14 protein-coding genes are annotated in these 18,705 nt (G+C 67.2%); 8 read left to right on the top strand and 6 right to left on the bottom strand.

What is annotated here, in order from left to right; all coding sequences use genetic code 11:
- Window positions 1-144 precede the first annotated feature (144 nt).
- A complete protein-coding gene (gene gabT / locus M2352_RS18655) occupies window positions 145-1,431 on the bottom strand; it encodes a 4-aminobutyrate--2-oxoglutarate transaminase (protein ID WP_264666011.1) in 1,287 nt (428 codons plus the stop codon).
- A gap of 163 nt (window positions 1,432-1,594) precedes the next feature.
- Window positions 1,595-3,055 carry an NAD-dependent succinate-semialdehyde dehydrogenase gene (locus M2352_RS18660; RefSeq protein WP_264666361.1) on the bottom strand — a complete coding sequence of 487 codons (1,461 nt, stop codon included), beginning with the start codon at window positions 3,053-3,055 and terminating at the stop codon, window positions 1,595-1,597.
- 214 nt (window positions 3,056-3,269) lie between these two features.
- Between M2352_RS18660 and M2352_RS18665 the strand changes: the two genes are divergently transcribed.
- Window positions 3,270-3,842, top strand: a complete 573-nt coding sequence (locus M2352_RS18665; protein WP_264666012.1) for a cupin domain-containing protein — start codon at window positions 3,270-3,272, stop codon at window positions 3,840-3,842.
- Window positions 3,843-3,851: 9 nt separating this feature from the next.
- Here M2352_RS18665 and M2352_RS18670 read toward each other — a convergent pair whose 3' ends face one another.
- The 3 genes from M2352_RS18670 to M2352_RS18680 all read right to left on the bottom strand — a co-directional run bounded on the left by M2352_RS18670 (window position 3,852) and on the right by M2352_RS18680 (window position 6,167).
- Window positions 3,852-4,520, bottom strand: coding sequence for a TetR/AcrR family transcriptional regulator (locus tag M2352_RS18670; protein WP_264666013.1), 669 nt, complete (start codon window positions 4,518-4,520; stop codon window positions 3,852-3,854).
- A gap of 85 nt (window positions 4,521-4,605) precedes the next feature.
- Window positions 4,606-5,442 (bottom strand): universal stress protein, encoded by an 837-nt coding sequence (locus M2352_RS18675; RefSeq protein ID WP_264666014.1) that lies wholly within the window; start codon window positions 5,440-5,442, stop codon window positions 4,606-4,608.
- Between the two features lie 32 nt (window positions 5,443-5,474).
- Window positions 5,475-6,167: a TetR/AcrR family transcriptional regulator gene (locus tag M2352_RS18680; protein ID WP_264666015.1), complete on the bottom strand. Its 693-nt coding sequence runs from the start codon at window positions 6,165-6,167 to the stop codon at window positions 5,475-5,477.
- 139 nt (window positions 6,168-6,306) lie between these two features.
- Here M2352_RS18680 and M2352_RS18685 point away from each other — a divergent pair, with 139 nt between their 5' ends.
- Together M2352_RS18685 and M2352_RS18690 are read left to right on the top strand one after the other, a co-directional pair.
- The gene (locus tag M2352_RS18685; RefSeq protein WP_264666016.1) at window positions 6,307-7,530 is read left to right on the top strand and encodes an efflux RND transporter periplasmic adaptor subunit; all 1,224 of its coding nucleotides are present in this window, start codon (window positions 6,307-6,309) and stop codon (window positions 7,528-7,530) included.
- A 15-nt stretch (window positions 7,531-7,545) separates the two neighbouring features.
- Window positions 7,546-10,680, top strand: a complete 3,135-nt coding sequence (locus M2352_RS18690) for an efflux RND transporter permease subunit (protein ID WP_264666017.1) — start codon at window positions 7,546-7,548, stop codon at window positions 10,678-10,680.
- 68 nt (window positions 10,681-10,748) lie between these two features.
- Here M2352_RS18690 and M2352_RS18695 read toward each other — a convergent pair whose 3' ends face one another.
- Window positions 10,749-11,480, bottom strand: a complete 732-nt coding sequence (locus tag M2352_RS18695) for a GntR family transcriptional regulator (protein WP_264666018.1) — start codon at window positions 11,478-11,480, stop codon at window positions 10,749-10,751.
- Between the two features lie 194 nt (window positions 11,481-11,674).
- On the opposite strand from M2352_RS18695, the gene tcuA reads away from it, so the two are divergent.
- From tcuA to M2352_RS18720, 5 genes are all read left to right on the top strand, one after another.
- Complete coding sequence (tcuA, locus tag M2352_RS18700) at window positions 11,675-13,072, top strand: FAD-dependent tricarballylate dehydrogenase TcuA (protein ID WP_264666019.1); 1,398 nt, start codon at window positions 11,675-11,677, stop codon at window positions 13,070-13,072.
- Window positions 13,059-14,168, top strand: coding sequence for a tricarballylate utilization 4Fe-4S protein TcuB (gene tcuB / locus M2352_RS18705; protein WP_264666020.1), 1,110 nt, complete (start codon window positions 13,059-13,061; stop codon window positions 14,166-14,168). Before tcuA ends, tcuB begins: the two co-directional genes overlap by 14 nt.
- Window positions 14,169-14,212: 44 nt before the next feature.
- Window positions 14,213-15,532 carry an MFS transporter gene (gene tcuC, locus M2352_RS18710; protein WP_264666021.1) on the top strand — a complete coding sequence of 440 codons (1,320 nt, stop codon included), beginning with the start codon at window positions 14,213-14,215 and terminating at the stop codon, window positions 15,530-15,532.
- A 161-nt stretch (window positions 15,533-15,693) separates the two neighbouring features.
- Window positions 15,694-16,266, top strand: coding sequence for a GNAT family N-acetyltransferase (locus M2352_RS18715; protein ID WP_319802051.1), 573 nt, complete (start codon window positions 15,694-15,696; stop codon window positions 16,264-16,266).
- A 54-nt stretch (window positions 16,267-16,320) separates the two neighbouring features.
- Complete coding sequence (locus tag M2352_RS18720; RefSeq protein ID WP_264666022.1) at window positions 16,321-18,657, top strand: Orn/Lys/Arg family decarboxylase; 2,337 nt, start codon at window positions 16,321-16,323, stop codon at window positions 18,655-18,657.
- Window positions 18,658-18,705 lie beyond the last annotated feature (48 nt).

Raw genomic sequence — 18,705 nt, forward strand, 5'->3', positions numbered from 1 at the left:
AACGTCACGGCACTGTCACTTTTGCGCAGCACCGCTCCGGGAAATATAAAATAGAAGGTGTAATCAAATGATAAAGGCCGGTGCCGGAGTTTGCGACTCCGCCACCGGCCCTTCCATTGGATTGCTTTTATGGTAAACGATCCCTTACGCGGAGACCAGTTCCTCCAGCGCGCCCTCGATCACCGCCAGACCCTCGTCGATCAGCGCGTCCGAGGCGGTCAGCGGCACCAGGATGCGGATGACGTTGCCGTAGGTACCGCAGGACAGCAGGATCAGGCCCTTGTCCGCCGCCTTCTGCACCAGCGCCTTGGTCAGTTCCGGGGCCGGTTCCTTGGTGCCGCGGTCCTTGACCAGTTCCACCGCGATCATGGCGCCCAGGCCGCGCACGTCGCCGATGCACGACAGGCTGTTGCGCTGGGCCATGGTCTTGAAGCGGGTGGTGATGCGCTCGCCGATGGTGTTGGCGCGGTCGATCAGCTTTTCTTCCTCGATGGCTTCCAGCACCGCCAGACCGGCGGCGCAGGCCAGCGGGCTGCCGGCGTAGGTGCCGCCCAGGCCGCCGGGAATGGGCGCGTCCATGATCTCCGCCTTGCCGGTCAGGGCCGAGATGGGGAAGCCGCCGCCCAGGCTCTTGGCCATGGTCATCAGGTCGGGCACCACGCCCGCGTGCTCCACCGCGAACAGCTTGCCGGTGCGGGCGAAGCCGGTCTGGATCTCGTCCACCACCATCACGATGCCGTGCTGGTCGCAGATGGCGCGGACCTTCTGGAGGAATTCCGGCGGGGCGATGTTGAACCCGCCCTCACCCTGCACCGGCTCGACGATGATGGCGGCGACGCGGGTGGCCTCGATGTCGGTCTTGAACAGGTTTTCCAGCGCCTTGATGCTGTCGTCCACCGACACGCCGCGATAGGCGTTGGGGAACGGCACGTGGAACACCTCCGACGGGAAGGGGCCGAAGCCGACCTTGTACGGGGCGACCTTGCCGGTCAGCGCCATGGTCATCAGCGTGCGGCCGTGGAAGCCGCCGGCAAACGAGATCACGCCCGGACGGCCGGTGTGGGCGCGGGCCACCTTCACGGCGTTTTCCACCGCTTCCGCACCCGTGGTGAAGAAGCCGGTCTTCTTGGCGTGGGTGCCGGGGGTCAGGTCGTTCAGCTTTTCCGCCAGCGCCACGAAGGATTCGTACGGCGTGACCATGAAGCAGGTGTGGGTGAAGGCGTCGGCCTGCTTCTTCACCGCGTCCATCACCTTCGGGTGACGGTGGCCGGTGTTGAGCACCGCGATGCCGCCCGCGAAGTCGATGAAGCGGCGGCCCTCGACGTCCCACACCTCGGCGTTTTCCGCCCGCTCCACATACACGGGCAGCATGTTGGAGATGCCACGGACCACAGCGGCATCGCGCCGCGCCTGAAGCGACTGGTTGCTCATAACGATCCCTCGGAGGTTGGGGCGTGCGGGGGCGTTCCCTGGCCCGGGCACGGGTGGGTTTTTTGGAAAGGCGAAGAACAATGAGACAGGTTTTATGAAGGGGGCGCTGCCCCCTTCATGCTTCCCCCACCAAGGGCCGGAAGGCCCTTGGAACCCTCTGGAATCAGGCGCCGAGGCCCATGCAGAGGTATTTGATTTCCATGAAATCGTCGATGCCGTAGCGGGAGCCCTCGCGGCCGATGCCGCTTTCCTTCACGCCGCCGAACGGGGCGACTTCGTTGGAAATGATGCCCTCGTTGATGCCGACGATGCCGTACTCCAGACCTTCGGCAACCCGCCACACGCGGCCCAGGTTGGTCGAATAGAAATAGGCGGCAAGCCCGAATTCGGTGTCGTTGGCCATGCGGATCGCCTCTTCCTCCGTCTCGAAACGGAACAGCGGCGCCACCGGGCCGAAGATCTCTTCCCGCGCCACGCGCATATCGGTGGTCACGCCGGTCACCACCGTGGGTTCGAAGAAGGTCTGGCCCATGGCGTGGCGCTTGCCGCCGGTCACCACCGTCGCACCCTTCGACACCGCGTCGGACAGCAGTTCCTCCACCTTGGCGACCGCGGGTTCGTTGATCATCGGACCCTGCTGGATGCCGGCCTCGGCACCGTTGCCCACGCGGATGGCCTTCACGGCTTCCGCCAGCTTGGCGGCGAAGGCGTCGTACACGCCCGCCTGCACCAGCAGACGGTTGGCGCACACGCAGGTCTGGCCGGAATTGCGGTACTTCGACGCCATGGCGCCCTGCACCGCCGCGTCCAGATCGGCGTCGTCGAACACGATGAACGGCGCGTTGCCGCCCAGTTCCAGCGACACCTTCTTCACCGTGCCGGCGCACTGGCGCATCAGAATCTTGCCGACTTCGGTGGAGCCGGTGAACGACACCTTGCGCACGATGGGGTTGCCGGTCAGCTCACCCCCGATGGCCGGGGCGTCCATGCCGGTGATGATATTAAACACCCCGGCCGGAATCCCCGCACGCTCGGCCAGCACGGCCAGAGCCAGCGCCGACAAGGGCGTGTCTTCCGCCGGCTTGATCACCACGGGGCAGCCGGCGGCCAGCGCCGGCGCCACCTTGCGGGTGATCATGGCGTTGGGGAAGTTCCACGGCGTGATGGCACCCACCACCCCGATCGGCTCCTTCAGCACCACCAGACGGGTGCCGTGCTTGTGGGTGGGGATCACGTCGCCATAGACGCGCTTGCCCTCCTCCGCGAACCATTCGATGAAGCTGGCGCCGTACATCACCTCGCCGCGGGCCTCGGTCAGGGGCTTGCCCTGCTCGGCGGTCATCAACTGGGCCAGGTCTTCCTGGGCGGCCAGGATCAGGTTGTACCACGTGCGCAGGATGACGGCGCGTTCCTTGGCGGTCTTGGCCCGCCACGCCGGCCACGCGGCGTTGGCGGCGGCAATCGCCTCGCGCGTTTCGTCAGCGCCCAGGTCGGCCACATGGGCCAGAACCTCACCCGTCGCCGGGTTGGTCACGGGGAACGTGCGGCCGCCGGGACCGTCGCGCCACGCGCCGTTGATGTAGGATTGCGTGCGAAGAAGGGCCGAATCGCTGAGCGTCACCATGAAGACACCGCTTCCCATCTCAAAGGTTCGTGGACGGAACAGAGCTTACGCGCGTTTAATAATTTAAACAACACCCGTCGTGTGCCCAACCGCTTTTTGATGACGGATTTTCTGGAATAAGGTAGCGTTTCCAAGGGGAAAGGCAATCGCCATCCCGGGGGGCGCCAACACGCCCGCCGGGGCAGAGGGGGAGAAGGGTACGGTGGATGCGTCCATGGATTTCGACGTCGGCATACGGCTGAAGCAGGTGCGGGAGGCCAACGGCCTGTCGCAGCGCCAATTGGCCCAGCGGGCCGGGGTCACCAACGGCACCATCTCGCTGATCGAACAGAACCGCTGCAGCCCGTCGGTGTCGTCCCTGCGCAAGGTGTTGCAGGGCATCCCCATGACATTGGCCGAATTCTTCACCACCGAGGATCTGCCGCCGCGCGAACAGATCTTCTACCGCCGGGACGAGCTGATCGAACTGACCAGCATCCCGGTCAAGGGCAAGGTGGGACAGATCTCGTTCCGGCAGGTGGGCGACCTGCGTGGACGGAATCTCCAGGTGCTGCACGAACGCTACGCCCCCGGTGCCGACACCGGCGGGCGCACCATGCTGCAGCACGAATCGGAAGAGGGCGGCATCGTCATCCGCGGCGAGATCGAACTGACCGTCGGCGACCGCAAGGAGATTTTGAAGGCCGGCGACGCCTATCTCTTCGACAGCCGCATCCCCCACCGCTTCCGCAACATCAGCGGCGAGGAGTGCGAGATCATCAGCGCCTGCACGCCGCCGTACCTGTAACGGTGCGCCTTACCCGGCCTTGGTCCCGTTCAGGAACAGCGCCACCGCCTGCCGGACATAGCGGTCCAGTTCCTCCAGGGGCGGCAGGCGGTCGGGCATGATCAGGTGACGGATGATCAGGTTGCCGGTGACCATGCCCAGAAACGCCTGCGCCGCGTCGCGCGGGTTGGCGATGCGCAGCACCCCGGCGTCGGACAGGCCCTGCAGGTAATCGGCCAGACGGGTCACCGCCGTGTCCGGCCCGATGCGGAAGAAGGAATCGGCGACGTCGGGAATCCGCGCCCCCTCCGCGATCAGGATGCGCAGGACCGACACGACCCGCTCGCTCAGCAACTCCCGCACCAGATGCAGCCCGAAGCAGGTCAGGCCGGTCTCGGGGGTCACCCCCTCGCCCGTGTGGGCGGCGCACAGCCCCTTGAGGATGTTGGTGCTGTTCTCCTCCATCATCGCGCGGAACAGCCCGGCCTTGTCGCCGAAATGCTCGTAGAGCGTGGCGCGGGAGCCGCCGGACTGGGCGATGATGTCGGTCAGCGTGGTCTTCTCGAACCCCTTTTCGATGAACAGGCGGCGGGCGGCGTCCAGCATCGCCTGCCGCCGCGCCAACCCGCGCGGGCCGGCGGTGGGCAGGGCGGCGGGCCCCCCTTCCCTGACGAGATCGTTCAGCGTGCTGTCACTCATGCGTGCGTTCCCTGGCCGGCGGCGTGGCCGGCTTTCCCTTCCCTCTGGGCTTACCCGCCCCACTCCCGGCGGGCAAGCCTTGGCCTCATGTGGACAACAAAATCGGCAGCCCGGCCTTCGCCAGCACCGTACGGGTGGTGCCGCCGAACACGAATTCGCTGAGCCGCGTGCGGCCATAGGCCCCCATCACCAGCAGGTCGGCGTCCACCGTGCGTGCGTGCTCCAGCAGGACGGTGCCGGCATCGCTGCCCCGCCGCTGGTCCAGCACCACCGGCACCCCGTGGCGGGCCAGATGACGGGACATGTCGGCGCCGGGGTCGGCGCCCAGCGGGCCGTTCAGGTGCCCGTCGGGAACCACCGCCAGATGCACCGTTTCCGCCGCCATCAGGAAGGGCATGGCGTGCGCGATGGCCGTCGTCGCCTCGCGGCTGCCGTTCCACCCCACCACGATCCGGCGGGGCAGCCGCTCCGGTGGCCAGTCCAGCGGCAGCAGCAGCGTCGGGCGGCCCGAGGCGAAGATCACCTCCACCGCCAGGCCGACCACCCGCTTGCGGCCCGTGGACCGCGGCGGCGGACCGACGATGGCGAGGCTGGCGTGACGGGCGTGCAGCATCAGCCCGTCCTCGTCCTCGTGGGTCGCCACCCGCCATTCGGCGCTGAGACCCGCGGCGGCGGTGATGGTGTCGAACCGCTGCTGCGCATGGGCCGCCGCCGCGTGGGTCGCGGCGTGGTGCCGGCGCAGCATGGTCTCCAGCCCGGCGCCGCGGGCAAAGGCGTTGGCGGGGACGAAATCCAGCCGCCCGGCGGCGAACACCGCGGTCAGGTGCGCCTGCCACCGTTCCGCCAGGGCGGCGGCATAGGTCAGGCGGGCGGTCTGTTCCTGTTCGTCCTCGATGAAGACAACGATGTCCTTGGGCGCCACGGCAATCCTCGGCAAAGCTTGGGGTGAGAAACTCAGTGACCGGCGGGGCCGATACCGTGGAGAACCATGCGCACGCAGGCGCGCACATAGCGCTCCACCTCGTCCATCGCCACCGGGGCGTCGGGCAGGATCAGCCGCTTCAGCAGCAGATGCCCCACCACCATCCCGCCGAACGCGCGGGCCGCCACCGCCGGGTCGTCGATGCGCAGGTGCCCCGCCGCCGCCAGATCCTGGAAACAGCGGGTCAACTGTTCGTCGGTCTGTTCCGGGCCGACGTGGAAAAAGGCTTCCACCAGATCGGGGATGCGCCCGCCCTCGGAAATCAGGGTGCGCAGGATCGCCATGGTTTCCGGCGTGTATAGGGTGCGGGCCAGATGCAGGCCGAACCGGGTCAGCCGCTCCTCCGCTCCTTCCGCCCCGGTGCCGGACGGGCGGGCGGGGGTGCGGGCCATCCCCTCCACAACCTGGGCGCAATGCTCCTCCATCATCGCGCGGAACAAGCCTTCCTTGTCACCGAAATGCTTGTAGAGCGTGGTGCGCGACCCGCCGGCCTGACGCAGCACATCGGTCAGGGAGGTGGCGGCGAACCCCTTTTCCACGAACAGCGCGGCCGCCGCGTCCAGCAGCGCCCGGCAGCGCGCCCAGCCCCGCGGGCGCGCCGGTGCCGCCGCGGCGGCTGCCGCCCTTGGGCCGTGTCTGGTATGGTTCAGCCCTGTTCCGGGCATGACAGAACCCCCTTGCGCGGTGCATCGTCCAGAATGTATCGTCCAGTACAGTGTACTGTATGAGACAGTACGTCTGGACGTCAAGGCCGGCCGGGGACAGGCCCGATCAGGGATACGGACGAGGGACAGGGACTGAACGATGGTCAAACCCAACCGAGCGATTCATCTGGCGCTTCTGGCGGCCCTGGCCGCCGCGCTGGCCGGCTGCCAGGACAAGAAGCAGGCTGCCGGCCCGGCCCCCGCCCCCGGCCCGGCAGAGGTGACCGTCACCACCATCCAGCCACAGGATCTGCCCGTCACCACCGAACTGCCGGGCCGCACCGCCCCGTTCCGCGTGGCGGAAATCCGCCCCCAGGTCAGCGGCATCGTGCTGAAGCGCTTCTTCCAGGAAGGCAGCGACGTCAAGGCGGGCGAGCAGCTCTACCAGATCGACCCCGCGACCTATGAGGCCGCACTCGCCAGCGCGCAGGCCGACGTGCAGAAGGCGGAGGCGAACCTGCAGGCCGCCCGCAACAAGGCCGGGCGCTACGGCGATCTGGTCAGGAACAGCGTGGTCAGCAAACAGGATTACGACGACGTTCAGGCCACCTTGAAACAGAACGAGGCGCAGTTGGCCGCGGCCAGGGCCTCGCTCAATCTGGCCCAGATCAACCTGAATTATACCAAGGTGTTCGCCCCCATCTCCGGCCGCATCGGCAAATCGTCGGTGACCGAAGGGGCGCTGGTCACCGCCAATCAGGCGACGGCGCTGGCCACTGTCCAGCAGTTCGATCCCATCTATGTGGACGTGACCCAAACGGCGTCGCAGTTGATGGCACTGCGCGAGGCCATGGAAAGCGGGCGCATCCGCCCGGCGGAACCGGGGAAGATCCCCGTCTCCCTGCTGCTGGACGGCAGCGGCACCCCCTACCCCATCCGGGGCGACCTGCAGTTCGCCGGCGTCACGGTGGATCCCGGCACCAGTTCGGTGCAGTTGCGCGCGGTCTTCCCCAACCCCAAGCAGGATCTGCTGCCCGGCCTGTTCGTGCGGGCGCGCATCGAGCAAGGCATCGCGGCGGGGGCCATCACCGTGCCCCAGGCCGCCGTCAGCCGCGGCCCCGACGGGTCGGCGCGGGTGTGGGTGGTCGGCGACGGCAACAAGGTGGCGCCGCGCACCATCAAGACCGAACGCCCCGTCGGCAACGCCTGGCTGGTGTCCGAGGGGCTGACGCCTGGCGAGCGCATCGTGATCGAAGGGCTGCAAAAGGTGAAACCGGGGGCGGAGGTCAAGCCGGTGCCCCCGCCCAACACCGTGGCCGCCCTGCCCGACGGGGCGGGACCAAAGCTGCCCGACGGGGCCGGACCGAAGCCGGCGGCGAAGTAAGGCGGGACCATCCCCATGTCGAAATTCTTCATCGACCGCCCGGTCTTCGCCTGGGTCATCGCCATCGTCATCATGATGGCCGGCGCGCTGGCCATCCTGCGGCTGCCCGTCGAACAATACCCCAAGATCGCCCCGCCCACGGTGTCGATCACCGCCAGCTACCCCGGCGCCTCGGCCAAGACGCTGGAGGACACGGTCACCCAGGTCATCGAGCAGAAGATGACCGGGCTGGACAATTTCCGCTACATGGCGTCCACCAGCGACAGTTCGGGCAACGTCACCATCACCTTGACGTTCGAGCCGGCGGCCAACCCCGACATCGCCCAGGTGCAGGTGCAGAACAAGCTCCAGCTTGCCGTGCCCCTGCTGCCGCAGGAGGTGCAGCAGCGCGGGCTGCAGGTGTCCAAGGCCGGCAACGACTTTCTGATGGTGGCCGGCTTCGTGTCGTCCGACGGGCGGCTGACCCAGGGGGACATCGCCGACTATGTGACCTCGAACCTGCAGGACATCATCAGCCGCGTGCAGGGCGTGGGCGACGTCACGGTGTTCGGGCCGCAGCATGCCATGCGCATCTGGATCGACCCCGACAAGCTGAACAGCCATCAGCTCACCACCACCGACATCACCACCGCGGTCAAGGCGGAAAACGCGCAAGTCTCCGCCGGCCAGTTGGGCGGTGCCCCCGCCGTGCCCGGCCAGCGCATCAACGCCACCATCACCGCCCAGTCGCGGATGCAGACGCCCGAACAGTTCGGCGCCATCCTGCTGCGGGTGAATCCCGACGGGTCGCAGGTGCGGCTGCGCGACGTGGCACGGATCGAGATCGGGTCGGAAACCTATGAGATCGCCGCCCGCTACAACGGCAACCCCGCCGCCGGTCTGGGCATCAAGCTGGCCACCGGCGCCAACGCGCTGGACACGGCGGCGGCGGTCAAGGCGCGCATCGCCGACCTGTCCGCCTTCTTCCCCGCGGGGCTGGAGGTCATCTACCCCTATGACAGCACCCCGTTCGTGCAGCTGTCGATCCACGAGGTGATCAAGACGCTGGTCGAGGCCATCGTCCTGGTGTTCGTGGTGATGTACCTGTTCCTGCAGAACTTCCGCGCCACGCTGATCCCGACCATCGCGGTGCCGGTGGTGCTGCTGGGCACCTTCGGCATCCTGTCGTCGTTCGGGTTCTCCATCAACGTGCTGACCATGTTCGGCATGGTGCTCGCCATCGGCCTTCTGGTGGACGATGCCATCGTGGTGGTGGAAAACGTCGAGCGCGTGATGAGCGAGGACAAGCTCGCCCCCCGCGACGCCACCCGCAAATCCATGGACCAGATTACCGGCGCCCTGATCGGCATCGCGCTGGTGCTGTCGGCGGTGTTCGTGCCCATGGCGTTTTTCGGCGGGTCGGCGGGCGCCATCTACCGCCAGTTCTCGCTGACCATCGTGTCGGCCATGGGGCTGTCGGTGCTGGTGGCGCTGGTGCTGACCCCGGCGTTGTGCGCCACCCTGCTGAAGCCGCTGCCCGAGGGGCACGGCCATCACCGGGGCGGATTCTTCGGCCTGTTCAACCGCGGCTTCGACGCCACCTCGCGCGCCTATGTCGGCGGCGTGCGCGGGGCCGTGGGGCGGATCGGGCGCTATTTCTTCGCCTATCTGCTGATTTTGGGCGGGCTGGGGTATCTGTTCATGCAGATCCCGTCGTCGTTCCTGCCCACCGAGGACCGCGGGCAGCTGTTCGTGCTGTGGTCGGCCCCGCCCAACGCCAGCGCCGAACGCACGGCGGAAACCGCCGCCGCCGTCACCGACTATTTCCTGACCCGCGAAAAGGACACGGTGGAGGGGCTGTTCACCATTGTGGGATTCAACTTCGCCGGGCGCGGGCAGAACTCCGGCATGGCCTTCGTCCGCCTGAAGGACTGGAGCGTGCGCCCGTCCCCGGCGCAGAAGCCCCAGGCCATTGCCGGGCGGGTGATGGGCGCCATGTCCAAGCTGAAGGACGCGGTGGTCTTCGCCTTCCTGCCGCCGTCGGTGCCGGGTCTGGGCAACGCCACCGGCTTCGATCTCCAGCTCGTGGACCGTGGCGGGCTGGGGCACGACCGGCTGATGCAGGCGCGCAACCAGTTGCTGGGCATGGCGGCGCAGAATCCCAAACTGGTGGGCGTGCGCCCCAACGGGCTGGAGGACACGCCGCAGTTCCGGCTCGACGTGGACCGGGAAAAGGCCGCGGCCCTGGGGTTGTCGCTCAGCGACATCAACACCACCCTGTCGGTGGCGTGGGGGTCGTCGTACGTCAACGACTTCATCGACAACGGCCGGGTGAAGAAGGTCTATCTGCAGGCCGACGCCCCGTACCGCATGCAGCCCAGCGACATCAACCGCTGGTACGTGCGCAACGCATCGGGCCAGATGGTGCCGTTCTCCGCCTTTTCCATGGGGCAATGGATCTACGGCTCGCCGAAGCTGGAGCGGTACAACGGCGCGTCCTCGGTCAACATCCAGGGATCGGCGGCACCGGGCATCAGCTCGGGCGAGGCGATGGCCGAGATGGAAGCCATGATGACCAAGCTGCCCCCCGGCATCGGCTATGAATGGACCGGCCTGTCGTTCGAGGAGCGGCTGAGCGGGTCGCAGGCGCCGGCCCTCTATGCCCTGTCCATGATCATCGTGTTCCTGTGTCTGGCAGCGCTCTATGAAAGCTGGTCGGTGCCGGCGGCGGTGATCCTGGTGGTGCCGCTGGGGGTGATCGGGGCGGTGACGGCGGCCCTGCTGCGCGGCCTGCCCAGCGACGTGTATTTTCAGGTCGGCCTGCTGACCACCATCGGCCTGTCGGCCAAGAACGCCATCCTGATCGTGGAGTTCGCCAAGGCGCTGTACGACCAGGGCATGGACCTGAAGGACGCCGCCATCGAGGCGTGCCGCCAGCGTCTGCGCCCGATCATCATGACCTCCATGGCCTTCATCCTGGGCGTGCTGCCGCTGGCGATCGCCAGCGGGGCCGGGTCGGAAAGCCAGAACGCCATCGGTGTGGGCGTGATGGGCGGCATGATCTCGGCCACCGTGCTGGCGGTGGTGTTCGTGCCGGTGTTCTTCGTCCTGATCTACCGCCTGTTCGTCCGCCGCGCCGCCCCGGTGCCGCAGCCGGCGGCGGGGGACTGACGGCAAAGCAACGGTGTTTTTCCATGCGGCCGGTTCGAACCTTTCCGTTCGAACCGGCCGTCTCTTTTTTATGAGCCGCCCGGCGTATCGGCGCCCCACGCCGCCTCTTCGGCCATGATTTGCAGGCGGGCCTGCTGGGCGGCGCGGATGTGGGTGCGGGCCACCCGTTCGGCCCGTTCGGGATCACGGGCGCGGATCGCCTCCACGATCGCCTGATGCTCGGGGTGGGCCGCCGTACGGCGGCCGGGCAGAAGAAACGTGGTCTTGCTGAGCAGCGACAGCGGATCCTGCAGCGCGTTCAGCGTTTTCAAAAGATAACGGTTGTGGGCGCTGCGGTAGATGGCTTCGTGGAAACGCCGGTTGTGTTCGGCCATGGCCGCGGCATCGTCGGCGAAGCGTTCCTCCATCAGCAGCAGATGTTCAAGATTGGCGATTTCCGCATCCGACGCGTGGCGGGCGGCCATGGCCGCGGCGGTGCCCTCCAGCACGTCGCGCATGGAATAGAGTTCCATGATCATCTGATAATCCAGGCGCGCGACGACGATTCCCTGGCGCGCCTCGTACACCAGCAGCCCTTCGGATTCCAGCCGGTGCAGCGCTTCGCGCACCGGGGTGCGGCTCATTTCCAACTGGCGTGACAGCTCGTCTTCGAGGATGCGGTCCCCCGGCGCGTAGTGGCCGGTGCGGATCGCCTCGCGGATCTTGCGGTAGGCGACGACGCTGAGCGGCACTTTGGCCGTCACCTCCTCCAGCGCTGCGCTCTGGGGGGTGGCGTCCTTCGGCTTGGGTGCGCGGGCCACGGCTGAATGCTCCTGCTTCCTGTTGCCGGGGCACGATAAGGCTTTTCCGTACATCGGTATACAAAAGTATCGCGCCCGTGCGGTGGCCGGCGGCGGCGGTGCGCGCCCACGCCCAATCATGGAATTGACGGCTTGCGCACCAGCGTATACAAGCGTGCACAAAGAACGACGAACGCACACTGGGATGGGCGCTCATGGCGGATTTTTCAAAAACCTACGATGTTCTGGTGATCGGCGGCGGCAACGCGGCGCTGTGCGCGGCGATTTCGGCGCGCAAGCAGGGGGCCAGCGTGCTGGTGCTGGAACACGCCCCGCGGGCCTTCCGCGGCGGCAACAGCCGGCACACCCGCAACCTGCGGGCCATGCACACGGCGCCGACCTCGGTGCTCACCGAGTCCTACGGCGAGGACGAGTATTGGGAGGATCTGGTCCGCGTCACCGGCGGCAACACCGACGAGACGCTGGCGCGCATGACCATCCGCGCCACGGCACAGGTGCTGCCGTGGATGGAGGCGTGCGGCGTGCGCTTCCAGCCGTCCCTGAGCGGGACGCTGAGCCTGTCGCGCACCAACGCCTTCTTTCTGGGGGGCGGCAAGGCGCTGCTGAACGCCTATTACACCACGGCGGAACGGCTGGGCGTGGAGGTTCTCTACGACACCGAGGTGGTGTCGCTGGATCTTGACGACGGCCTCGTCCGGTCGGTGTCGGTCACCAGCCGCGGCTTTCCCGCCACCGTCCGGGCCAAGGCGGTGGTGGCGTCGTCGGGCGGTTTCCAGGCGAACATCGGCTGGCTGAAACGCTATTGGGGCGACGCGGCGGACAATTTCATCATCCGCGGCACCCCCTATGCCAAGGGCCGGATTCTGGAAAACCTGCTGGCCCAGGGCGTGCAGCAGGCGGGCGACCCCACCCAATGCCACGCGGTCGCCATCGACGCGCGGGCGCCGGCCTTCGACGGCGGCATCGTCACCCGGCTGGACTGCGTGCCCTTCAGCATCGTCGTCAACCGCGATGCCCAGCGGTTTTATGACGAGGGCGAGGATTTCTGGCCCAAGCGCTACGCCATCTGGGGCCGGCTGGTGGCGCAGCAGCCGGGGCAGATCGCCTATTCCATCATCGATTCCAAGGCGGCCCACCTGTTCATGCCGTCGGTGTTCCCGCCGGTGACGGCGGACAGCATCGCCGAACTGGCGGCCAAGCTGGGGCTGGACCCGGCAGCATTGGAACGGACAGTCACCGATTACAACGCCGCGGTTCAGACCGGCACCTTCGACACCACCCGTCTGGACGATTGCCGGACCGAGGGGCTGACCCCGCCCAAGACCCATTGGGCGCGCACCGTCGATACGGCGCCCTTCACCGCCTATCCGCTGCGGCCCGGCATCACCTTCACCTATCTGGGCGTGAAGATCGACACGCAGGCCCGCGTGCAGATGCAGGACGGGCGCCCGGCAAAGAACCTGTTCGCGGCGGGCGAGATCATGGCCGGCAACATTCTGGGGCGCGGCTATCTGGCGGGTTTCGGCATGGCGATCGGCACGGTGTTCGGCCGTATCGCGGGGAAGGAGGCGGCGAGCTATGCGCACCACTGAGGCTTTGGAAGACGCCCGCCGGGCGATGGAGATCTGCAACGCCTGCCGGTATTGCGAGGGCTTTTGCGCGGTGTTTCCGGCCATGGAGCAGCGGCGGGATTTCACCAACGGCGATCTCAGCTACCTCGCCAACCTCTGCCACAATTGCCGCGGCTGCTATCACGCCTGCCAATACGCCCCACCCCACGAATTCGGCATCAACCTGCCCAGGAGCTTTGCCGAACTCCGGGCGGAAACCTACGAGGAATACGCGTGGCCGCAGCCGGTGGCCAAACTGCTGCGCCGCAACGGCCTGGTGGTGTCGGTGGTCACCGCCCTGGCCCTGGCCGGGGTTCTGCTGGCCGCCATGCTGCTGCGTTCCCCTGGCCTGCTGTACGGGGTCCACACCGGCCCCGGCGCGTTCTACGCCGTCATCCCCCACGATGCCATGGCGGTGCTGGGATCGGTGACGTTCCTTTACGCATTGCTGGCGCTGGCCATGGGGTTCGCCAATTTCTGGCGCGATGCCGGGGCGCGGGATGCCGATCCGCTGCGCCGCCGCCCGCTGGCCCAAGCGCTGTCGGACATCCTGACCCTGCGCCATCTGGGCGGGGAGCACGGCTGCAACGACCGTGACGAGACGTTCTCCACGGTGCGGCGGCGGTTTCACCACGCGCTGTTCTACGGCTTCTTCGCCTGCTTCGCGTCCACGGGCGTGGCGACGCTCTATCATTTCCTGTTCGGGTGGGAAGCCCCCTACGGCGTCTTCAGCCTGCCGGTGCTGCTGGGCACCGCGGGCGGGCTGGGCATGGTTGTCGGCACGCTGGGGATGCTGTGGCTGAAGCTGGCGGGCGATCAGGCCCCCACCGCCCGGACGCTGCTGGGCACCGACGTGGCCTTTCTGGTGCTGCTGTGCATGACGGCGCTGACCGGCCTGCTGCTGCTGGCCGTGCGGGCGACCGGGGCCATGGGCATGGCGCTGGCGGTGCACCTGGGCTTCGTCCTGTCGCTGTTCCTGCTGATGCCCTACAGCAAATTCGTCCATGGCGTGTACCGCTCGGCGGCTCTGCTGCGCTACGCGCTCGAAAACGGTGCGGGCCGTGACTCCGGTCACTGACCCGGCCCCCCAATCCTGAAAAAACAAAGTACGGGAGAAACGCAGTGCTGACACCCGCAGAGCGCCGAGCAAAAATCGGTGCCGTCCTCCGCGTCTCGAGCGGTAATTTTCTCGAGATGTACGATTTCATGGTTTACGGCTATTACGCCAATTACATCGCCAAGACCTTCTTCCCCTCCGACAGTGAATTCGCCTCGCTCATGCTGTCGCTGGCGACGTTCGGGGCGGGGTATCTGATGCGCCCGCTGGGTGCGATCCTTCTCGGTTCCTACATCGACCGCAAGGGGCGGCGCACGGGGCTGATCCTGACGCTGGGGCTGATGGCCATCGGCACCGTCACCATCGCCGTGACACCGGGCTATGACGTGCTGGGACCGGCGGCACCGCTGCTGGTGGTGATCGGACGCTTGTTGCAAGGGTTGTCCGCCGGCGTCGAACTGGGGGGCGTGTCGATCTATCTGTCGGAAATCGCCACGCCGGGCAACCGCGGCTTCTATTGTTCGTGGCAGTCGGCCAGCCAGCAGGTGGCGGTGATGTTCGCGGCCCTGATCGGGGTGGCGCTCACCACGATCCTGCCGCCGGAAGAGATGGTCCTGTGGGGCTGGCGCGTGCCGCTGCTGATCGGCTGCATGATCATTCCGCTGATCCTGTTCCTGCGCCGCTCGCTGCAGGAAACCGAGGAGTTCCAGCACCGCAAGCACCGCCCGAGCGCCGGCGAGGTGCTGCGCGTCATCGCCGCCAACTGGCGGCTGGTGGGGATCGGCATGATGCTGTCGGTGATGACCACCACCACCTTTTATCTCATCACCGCCTATACCCCGACCTTTGGCCGGCAGGCGCTGCATCTGGCGGTTCAGGACAATCTGCTCGTCACCTTGTGCGTGGGCCTGTCGAATTTCCTGTGGCTGCCCATCGGCGGGGCGCTGTCCGACCGCATCGGGCGGCGGCCGCTGCTGCTGCTGATCCCGGCCCTGGCCCTGGTCACCGCCTATCCGGCGATGTCGTGGCTGGTGGCCGACCCCAGCTTCGGCAAGCTGCTGCTGGTGGAACTGTGGTTCTCGTTCTTCTTCGGAATCTACAACGGCGCGATGATCCCGCTGCTGGCGGAAATCATGCCGGTGGAGGTGCGCACCGCCGGTTTCTCGCTGGCGTTCAGTCTGGCGACCGCGGTTTTCGGCGGCTTCACCCCGGCGGTGTGCACGTACCTCATCGAGACGACCGGCAACCGGGCGTCCCCCGGCCTGTGGCTCAGCCTGGCCGCGGGCATCAGCCTGATCGCCGCGTTCGCCGTGCGCAGCCGGGCCAGGGCGGCACAGGACGCCAACCGGCTGGCCGCCGCCGCGGCCATGGCCGGCGGGGACTGAGAACCAGCCTCGGACGAAAAATGGGTTCCGTGGAATGGGGTGGGCCGGTTGCGGCCCGCCCCAAACTGTTTTCAGCCGTCCACGAACCCGCCCCACCGTCACACACCTGTCATGACCATCTTGTATGGTCGCCCCGGCAAACCCAGGCCGAGGTCGCACCGGTGGTCCAGTCGTCACCCCCGCCCATCATCATCCGCCCCTCCACCGAAGAGGATGTGGCGGCGATGCTGGACATCTACAGCTATCACATCCAGCACGGGCTGGGTCCGTTCGACATCGAGCCGCTGCACGCCGACGAATTGAAACGCCGGCGCAAGGTGATGCTGAAACGCCGGCTGCCCCATCTGGTCGCCGACGCCGGGGGCGTGGTGGCCGGCTATGCCTATGCCGCCCCGTTCCGCAAGCGCCCGGCGTACCGCTACACGGTCGAGCACTCCATCTATATCCACAAGGATTATCAGGGGCTTGGCATCGGCCGCCGGCTGCTGCCGGCGCTGATCGAGGCGTGCACGACCGCCGGCTGCCGCCAGATGGTGGCGGTGGTGGACAGCGCCAACACCCCCTCCTTGCGCCTGCACCTGTCCTGCGGCTTTCAGCAGGCGGGCATCCTGACATCCGTGGGCTTCAAGTTCGGGCGCTGGACCGACAGCGTGTTCATGCAGCGCGCCTTGGGCTTCGCCGACATCGCACCGCCCGACGACCACCACGGCGGCATGGTCCAGGCCGGCGACTGACGCCCCCGTCCCTTCTGATTTTTCCGTCTTCTCCCAACACCGGAGCCTCCTGGCATGGACTTCTTCCGCCGCTTCACGTTCCTGGTCTGCGCCCCGGCCTTCGAGGCCGACGAACTGGAGGGCATCCGCCTTCAGCAGATCACCGCCGAGATCGAACGGATGGGGTTCGAGGTGATCCGCGCGCGCCGGGTGGACGACGCGGAACTGGCCATCCGCACCGACGCCGCCATCGGCTGCATGGTGGTGGATTGGGGCAAGCGCGGGCTGGACGGCAAGACGGCAGCCCTGATCGCGCTGGCCCGGCGGCGGGGCCTGGAGATGCCCATCATCCTGCTGGTCCGCCGCCAGCGGCTGGAAAACATCCCCGTCGATGTGCTCAATCAGGTGGACGGTTACGTCTTCCTGGCCGAAGAAACGCCGGAATTCATCGCCAAGAATCTGGTCAGCCGGCTGAAGCAGTACGCCGACACGCTGAAGACCCCGTTCTTCGGCGCGCTGGTGGATTACGCGGAGGAGGGCAACCAGCTGTGGACCTGCCCCGGTCACAACGGCGGCATCTTCTACAGCCGCAGCCCCATCGGGCGCATCTTCGTCGAACATCTGGGCGAGGCGGTGTTCCGCGACGACATCGACAATTCGGTGCTGGAGATGGGCGACCTGCTGGTCCACGAGGGGCCGGCGCTCCAGGCGCAGAAGGAGGCGGCGCGCATCTTCGGGGCCGAGCGCACCTATTTCGTGCTCAACGGCACCTCGGCGTCCAACAAGATCGTGCTGTCGGCGCTGGTGGCCGAGGATGATCTGGTGCTGTTCGACCGCAACAACCACAAGGCCGCCCACCACGGCGGGCTGTTTCTGGGCGGCGGCATCCCGGTCTTTCTGGAAACCGGCCGCAACGCCTATGGCCTGATCGGCCCCATCGACCCGGATGCGCTGGACGAGGAGCGCATCCGCGACAAGATCCGCCGCAACCCGCTGGTCAAGGATCCCGATGCGTGGCGGCGCGAGCGCCCGTTCCGCGCCGCGGTGATCCAGCAGTGCAGCTACGACGGCACCATCTACAACGCCGAAGCCATCCTGGCGAAGATCGGCCACCTCTGCGACTACATCCTGTTCGACGAGGCGTGGGCGGGGTTCCTGAAGTTCCACCCGCTGTTCAAGGGCCATTTCGCCATGGGGCTGGACGGGCTGGGCGACAGCCACCCCGGCATCATCGCCACCCAATCGACCCACAAGCAGCTTGCCAGCTTTTCCCAGGCGTCGCAGATCCATGTGAAGGACAGCCACATCAAGGGCCAGCGCCGCCGGGTGGAGCACCGCCGCTTCAACGAGACCTTCCTGCTGCACGCCTCCACCTCGCCGTTCTACCCGCTGTTCGCGTCGCTGGACGTCGGCGCGCAGATGATGAAGGGCCGCTCGGGCGAGGTGCTGTGGGACGACACCATCCGGCTGGGCATCGAGCTTCGCAAGAAGATCCGCGCCATCCGCCGCGAGTTCGAGGAGCGCGAGACCGACCCCGCCCGCCGCTGGTTCTTCGACCCCTTCGTGCCCGACCGGGTGACGGTGAACGGCGAAGCCGTGGCGTGGGAGGACGTGCCCACCGACGCGCTGGCCGCCAACGTCCGCCATTGGGAATTCGGCCCCGGCGACCATTGGCACGGCTTCGCGCGGGTGGAGCCGGGCTATGCCATGACCGATCCCAACAAGCTGACCCTGCTGACCCCCGGCTTCAACCGGCAGACGGGGGCCTATGAGGATCACGGCATCCCGGCCCCGGTGCTGGCGCAGTACCTGCGCGAAAACCGCATCGTGCCGGAAAAGAACGACCTGAACTCCATCCTGTTCCTGCTGACGCCGGGGGTGGAATCCAGCAAGGCCGGCACGCTGCTGAGCGGTCTGGTGGCGTTCAAGCGGCTGCACGACGACAACGCCCTGCTGGACGAGGTGATCCCGGAATTCGTCGCCCGCCGGCCCAAGCATTATTCCGGCCGCCGCCTGCGCGACCTGTGCAACGCCATGCACAGCTTCTACCGCGAGCGGGGCACCAGCACGCTCCAGCAGAACATCTTCAAGCGCGAGCACCTGCCGGAAATGGCGATCCCCCCGCGGGAGGCGGTGCGGCATCTGGTGCGCAACAACGTGGATTACCTGCCCATCGACCAGGTGATGGGCCGCATCGCCACCACCCTGTTCGTGGTCTACCCGCCCGGCATTGCCACCATCGTGCCCGGCGAACGGCTGGACGAGCGCGCCCGCCCGATGATCGCGTATCTGCAGATGTTCCAGGAGGGTGCCAACCGCTTCCCCGGTTTCGACAACGAGATCCAGGGCCTCTACCGCGAGACGGAAGCCGACGGGCGCATCCGCTTCTACACCTACGTCGTGCGGGAGTAAGGCCGGCGGGTGTGGCGGTTCTCGGCAAGAAAGCGTATAGATCAGCGC

This window comes from Azospirillum fermentarium (assembly GCF_025961205.1).
GTDB classification, from domain to species: Bacteria; Pseudomonadota; Alphaproteobacteria; order Azospirillales; family Azospirillaceae; genus Azospirillum; species Azospirillum fermentarium.

Bases quoted from the DNA above. Each gene is read 5' to 3' on its own strand.
- M2352_RS18685 (WP_264666016.1), top strand. From the start codon at position 6,307: ATGGTCAAACCCAACCGAGCGATTCATCTGGCGCTTCTGGCGGCCCTG.
- M2352_RS18670 (WP_264666013.1), bottom strand. From the start codon at position 4,520: ATGAGTGACAGCACGCTGAACGATCTCGTCAGGGAAGGGGGGCCCGCC.
- M2352_RS18660 (WP_264666361.1), bottom strand. From the start codon at position 3,055: ATGGTGACGCTCAGCGATTCGGCCCTTCTTCGCACGCAATCCTACATC.
- M2352_RS18720 (WP_264666022.1), top strand. From the start codon at position 16,321: ATGGACTTCTTCCGCCGCTTCACGTTCCTGGTCTGCGCCCCGGCCTTC.
- M2352_RS18665 (WP_264666012.1), top strand. From the start codon at position 3,270: ATGGATTTCGACGTCGGCATACGGCTGAAGCAGGTGCGGGAGGCCAAC.
- gabT (WP_264666011.1), bottom strand. From the start codon at position 1,431: ATGAGCAACCAGTCGCTTCAGGCGCGGCGCGATGCCGCTGTGGTCCGT.
- tcuA (WP_264666019.1), top strand. From the start codon at position 11,675: ATGGCGGATTTTTCAAAAACCTACGATGTTCTGGTGATCGGCGGCGGC.
- M2352_RS18680 (WP_264666015.1), bottom strand. From the start codon at position 6,167: ATGCCCGGAACAGGGCTGAACCATACCAGACACGGCCCAAGGGCGGCA.
- tcuB (WP_264666020.1), top strand. From the start codon at position 13,059: ATGCGCACCACTGAGGCTTTGGAAGACGCCCGCCGGGCGATGGAGATC.
- M2352_RS18690 (WP_264666017.1), top strand. From the start codon at position 7,546: ATGTCGAAATTCTTCATCGACCGCCCGGTCTTCGCCTGGGTCATCGCC.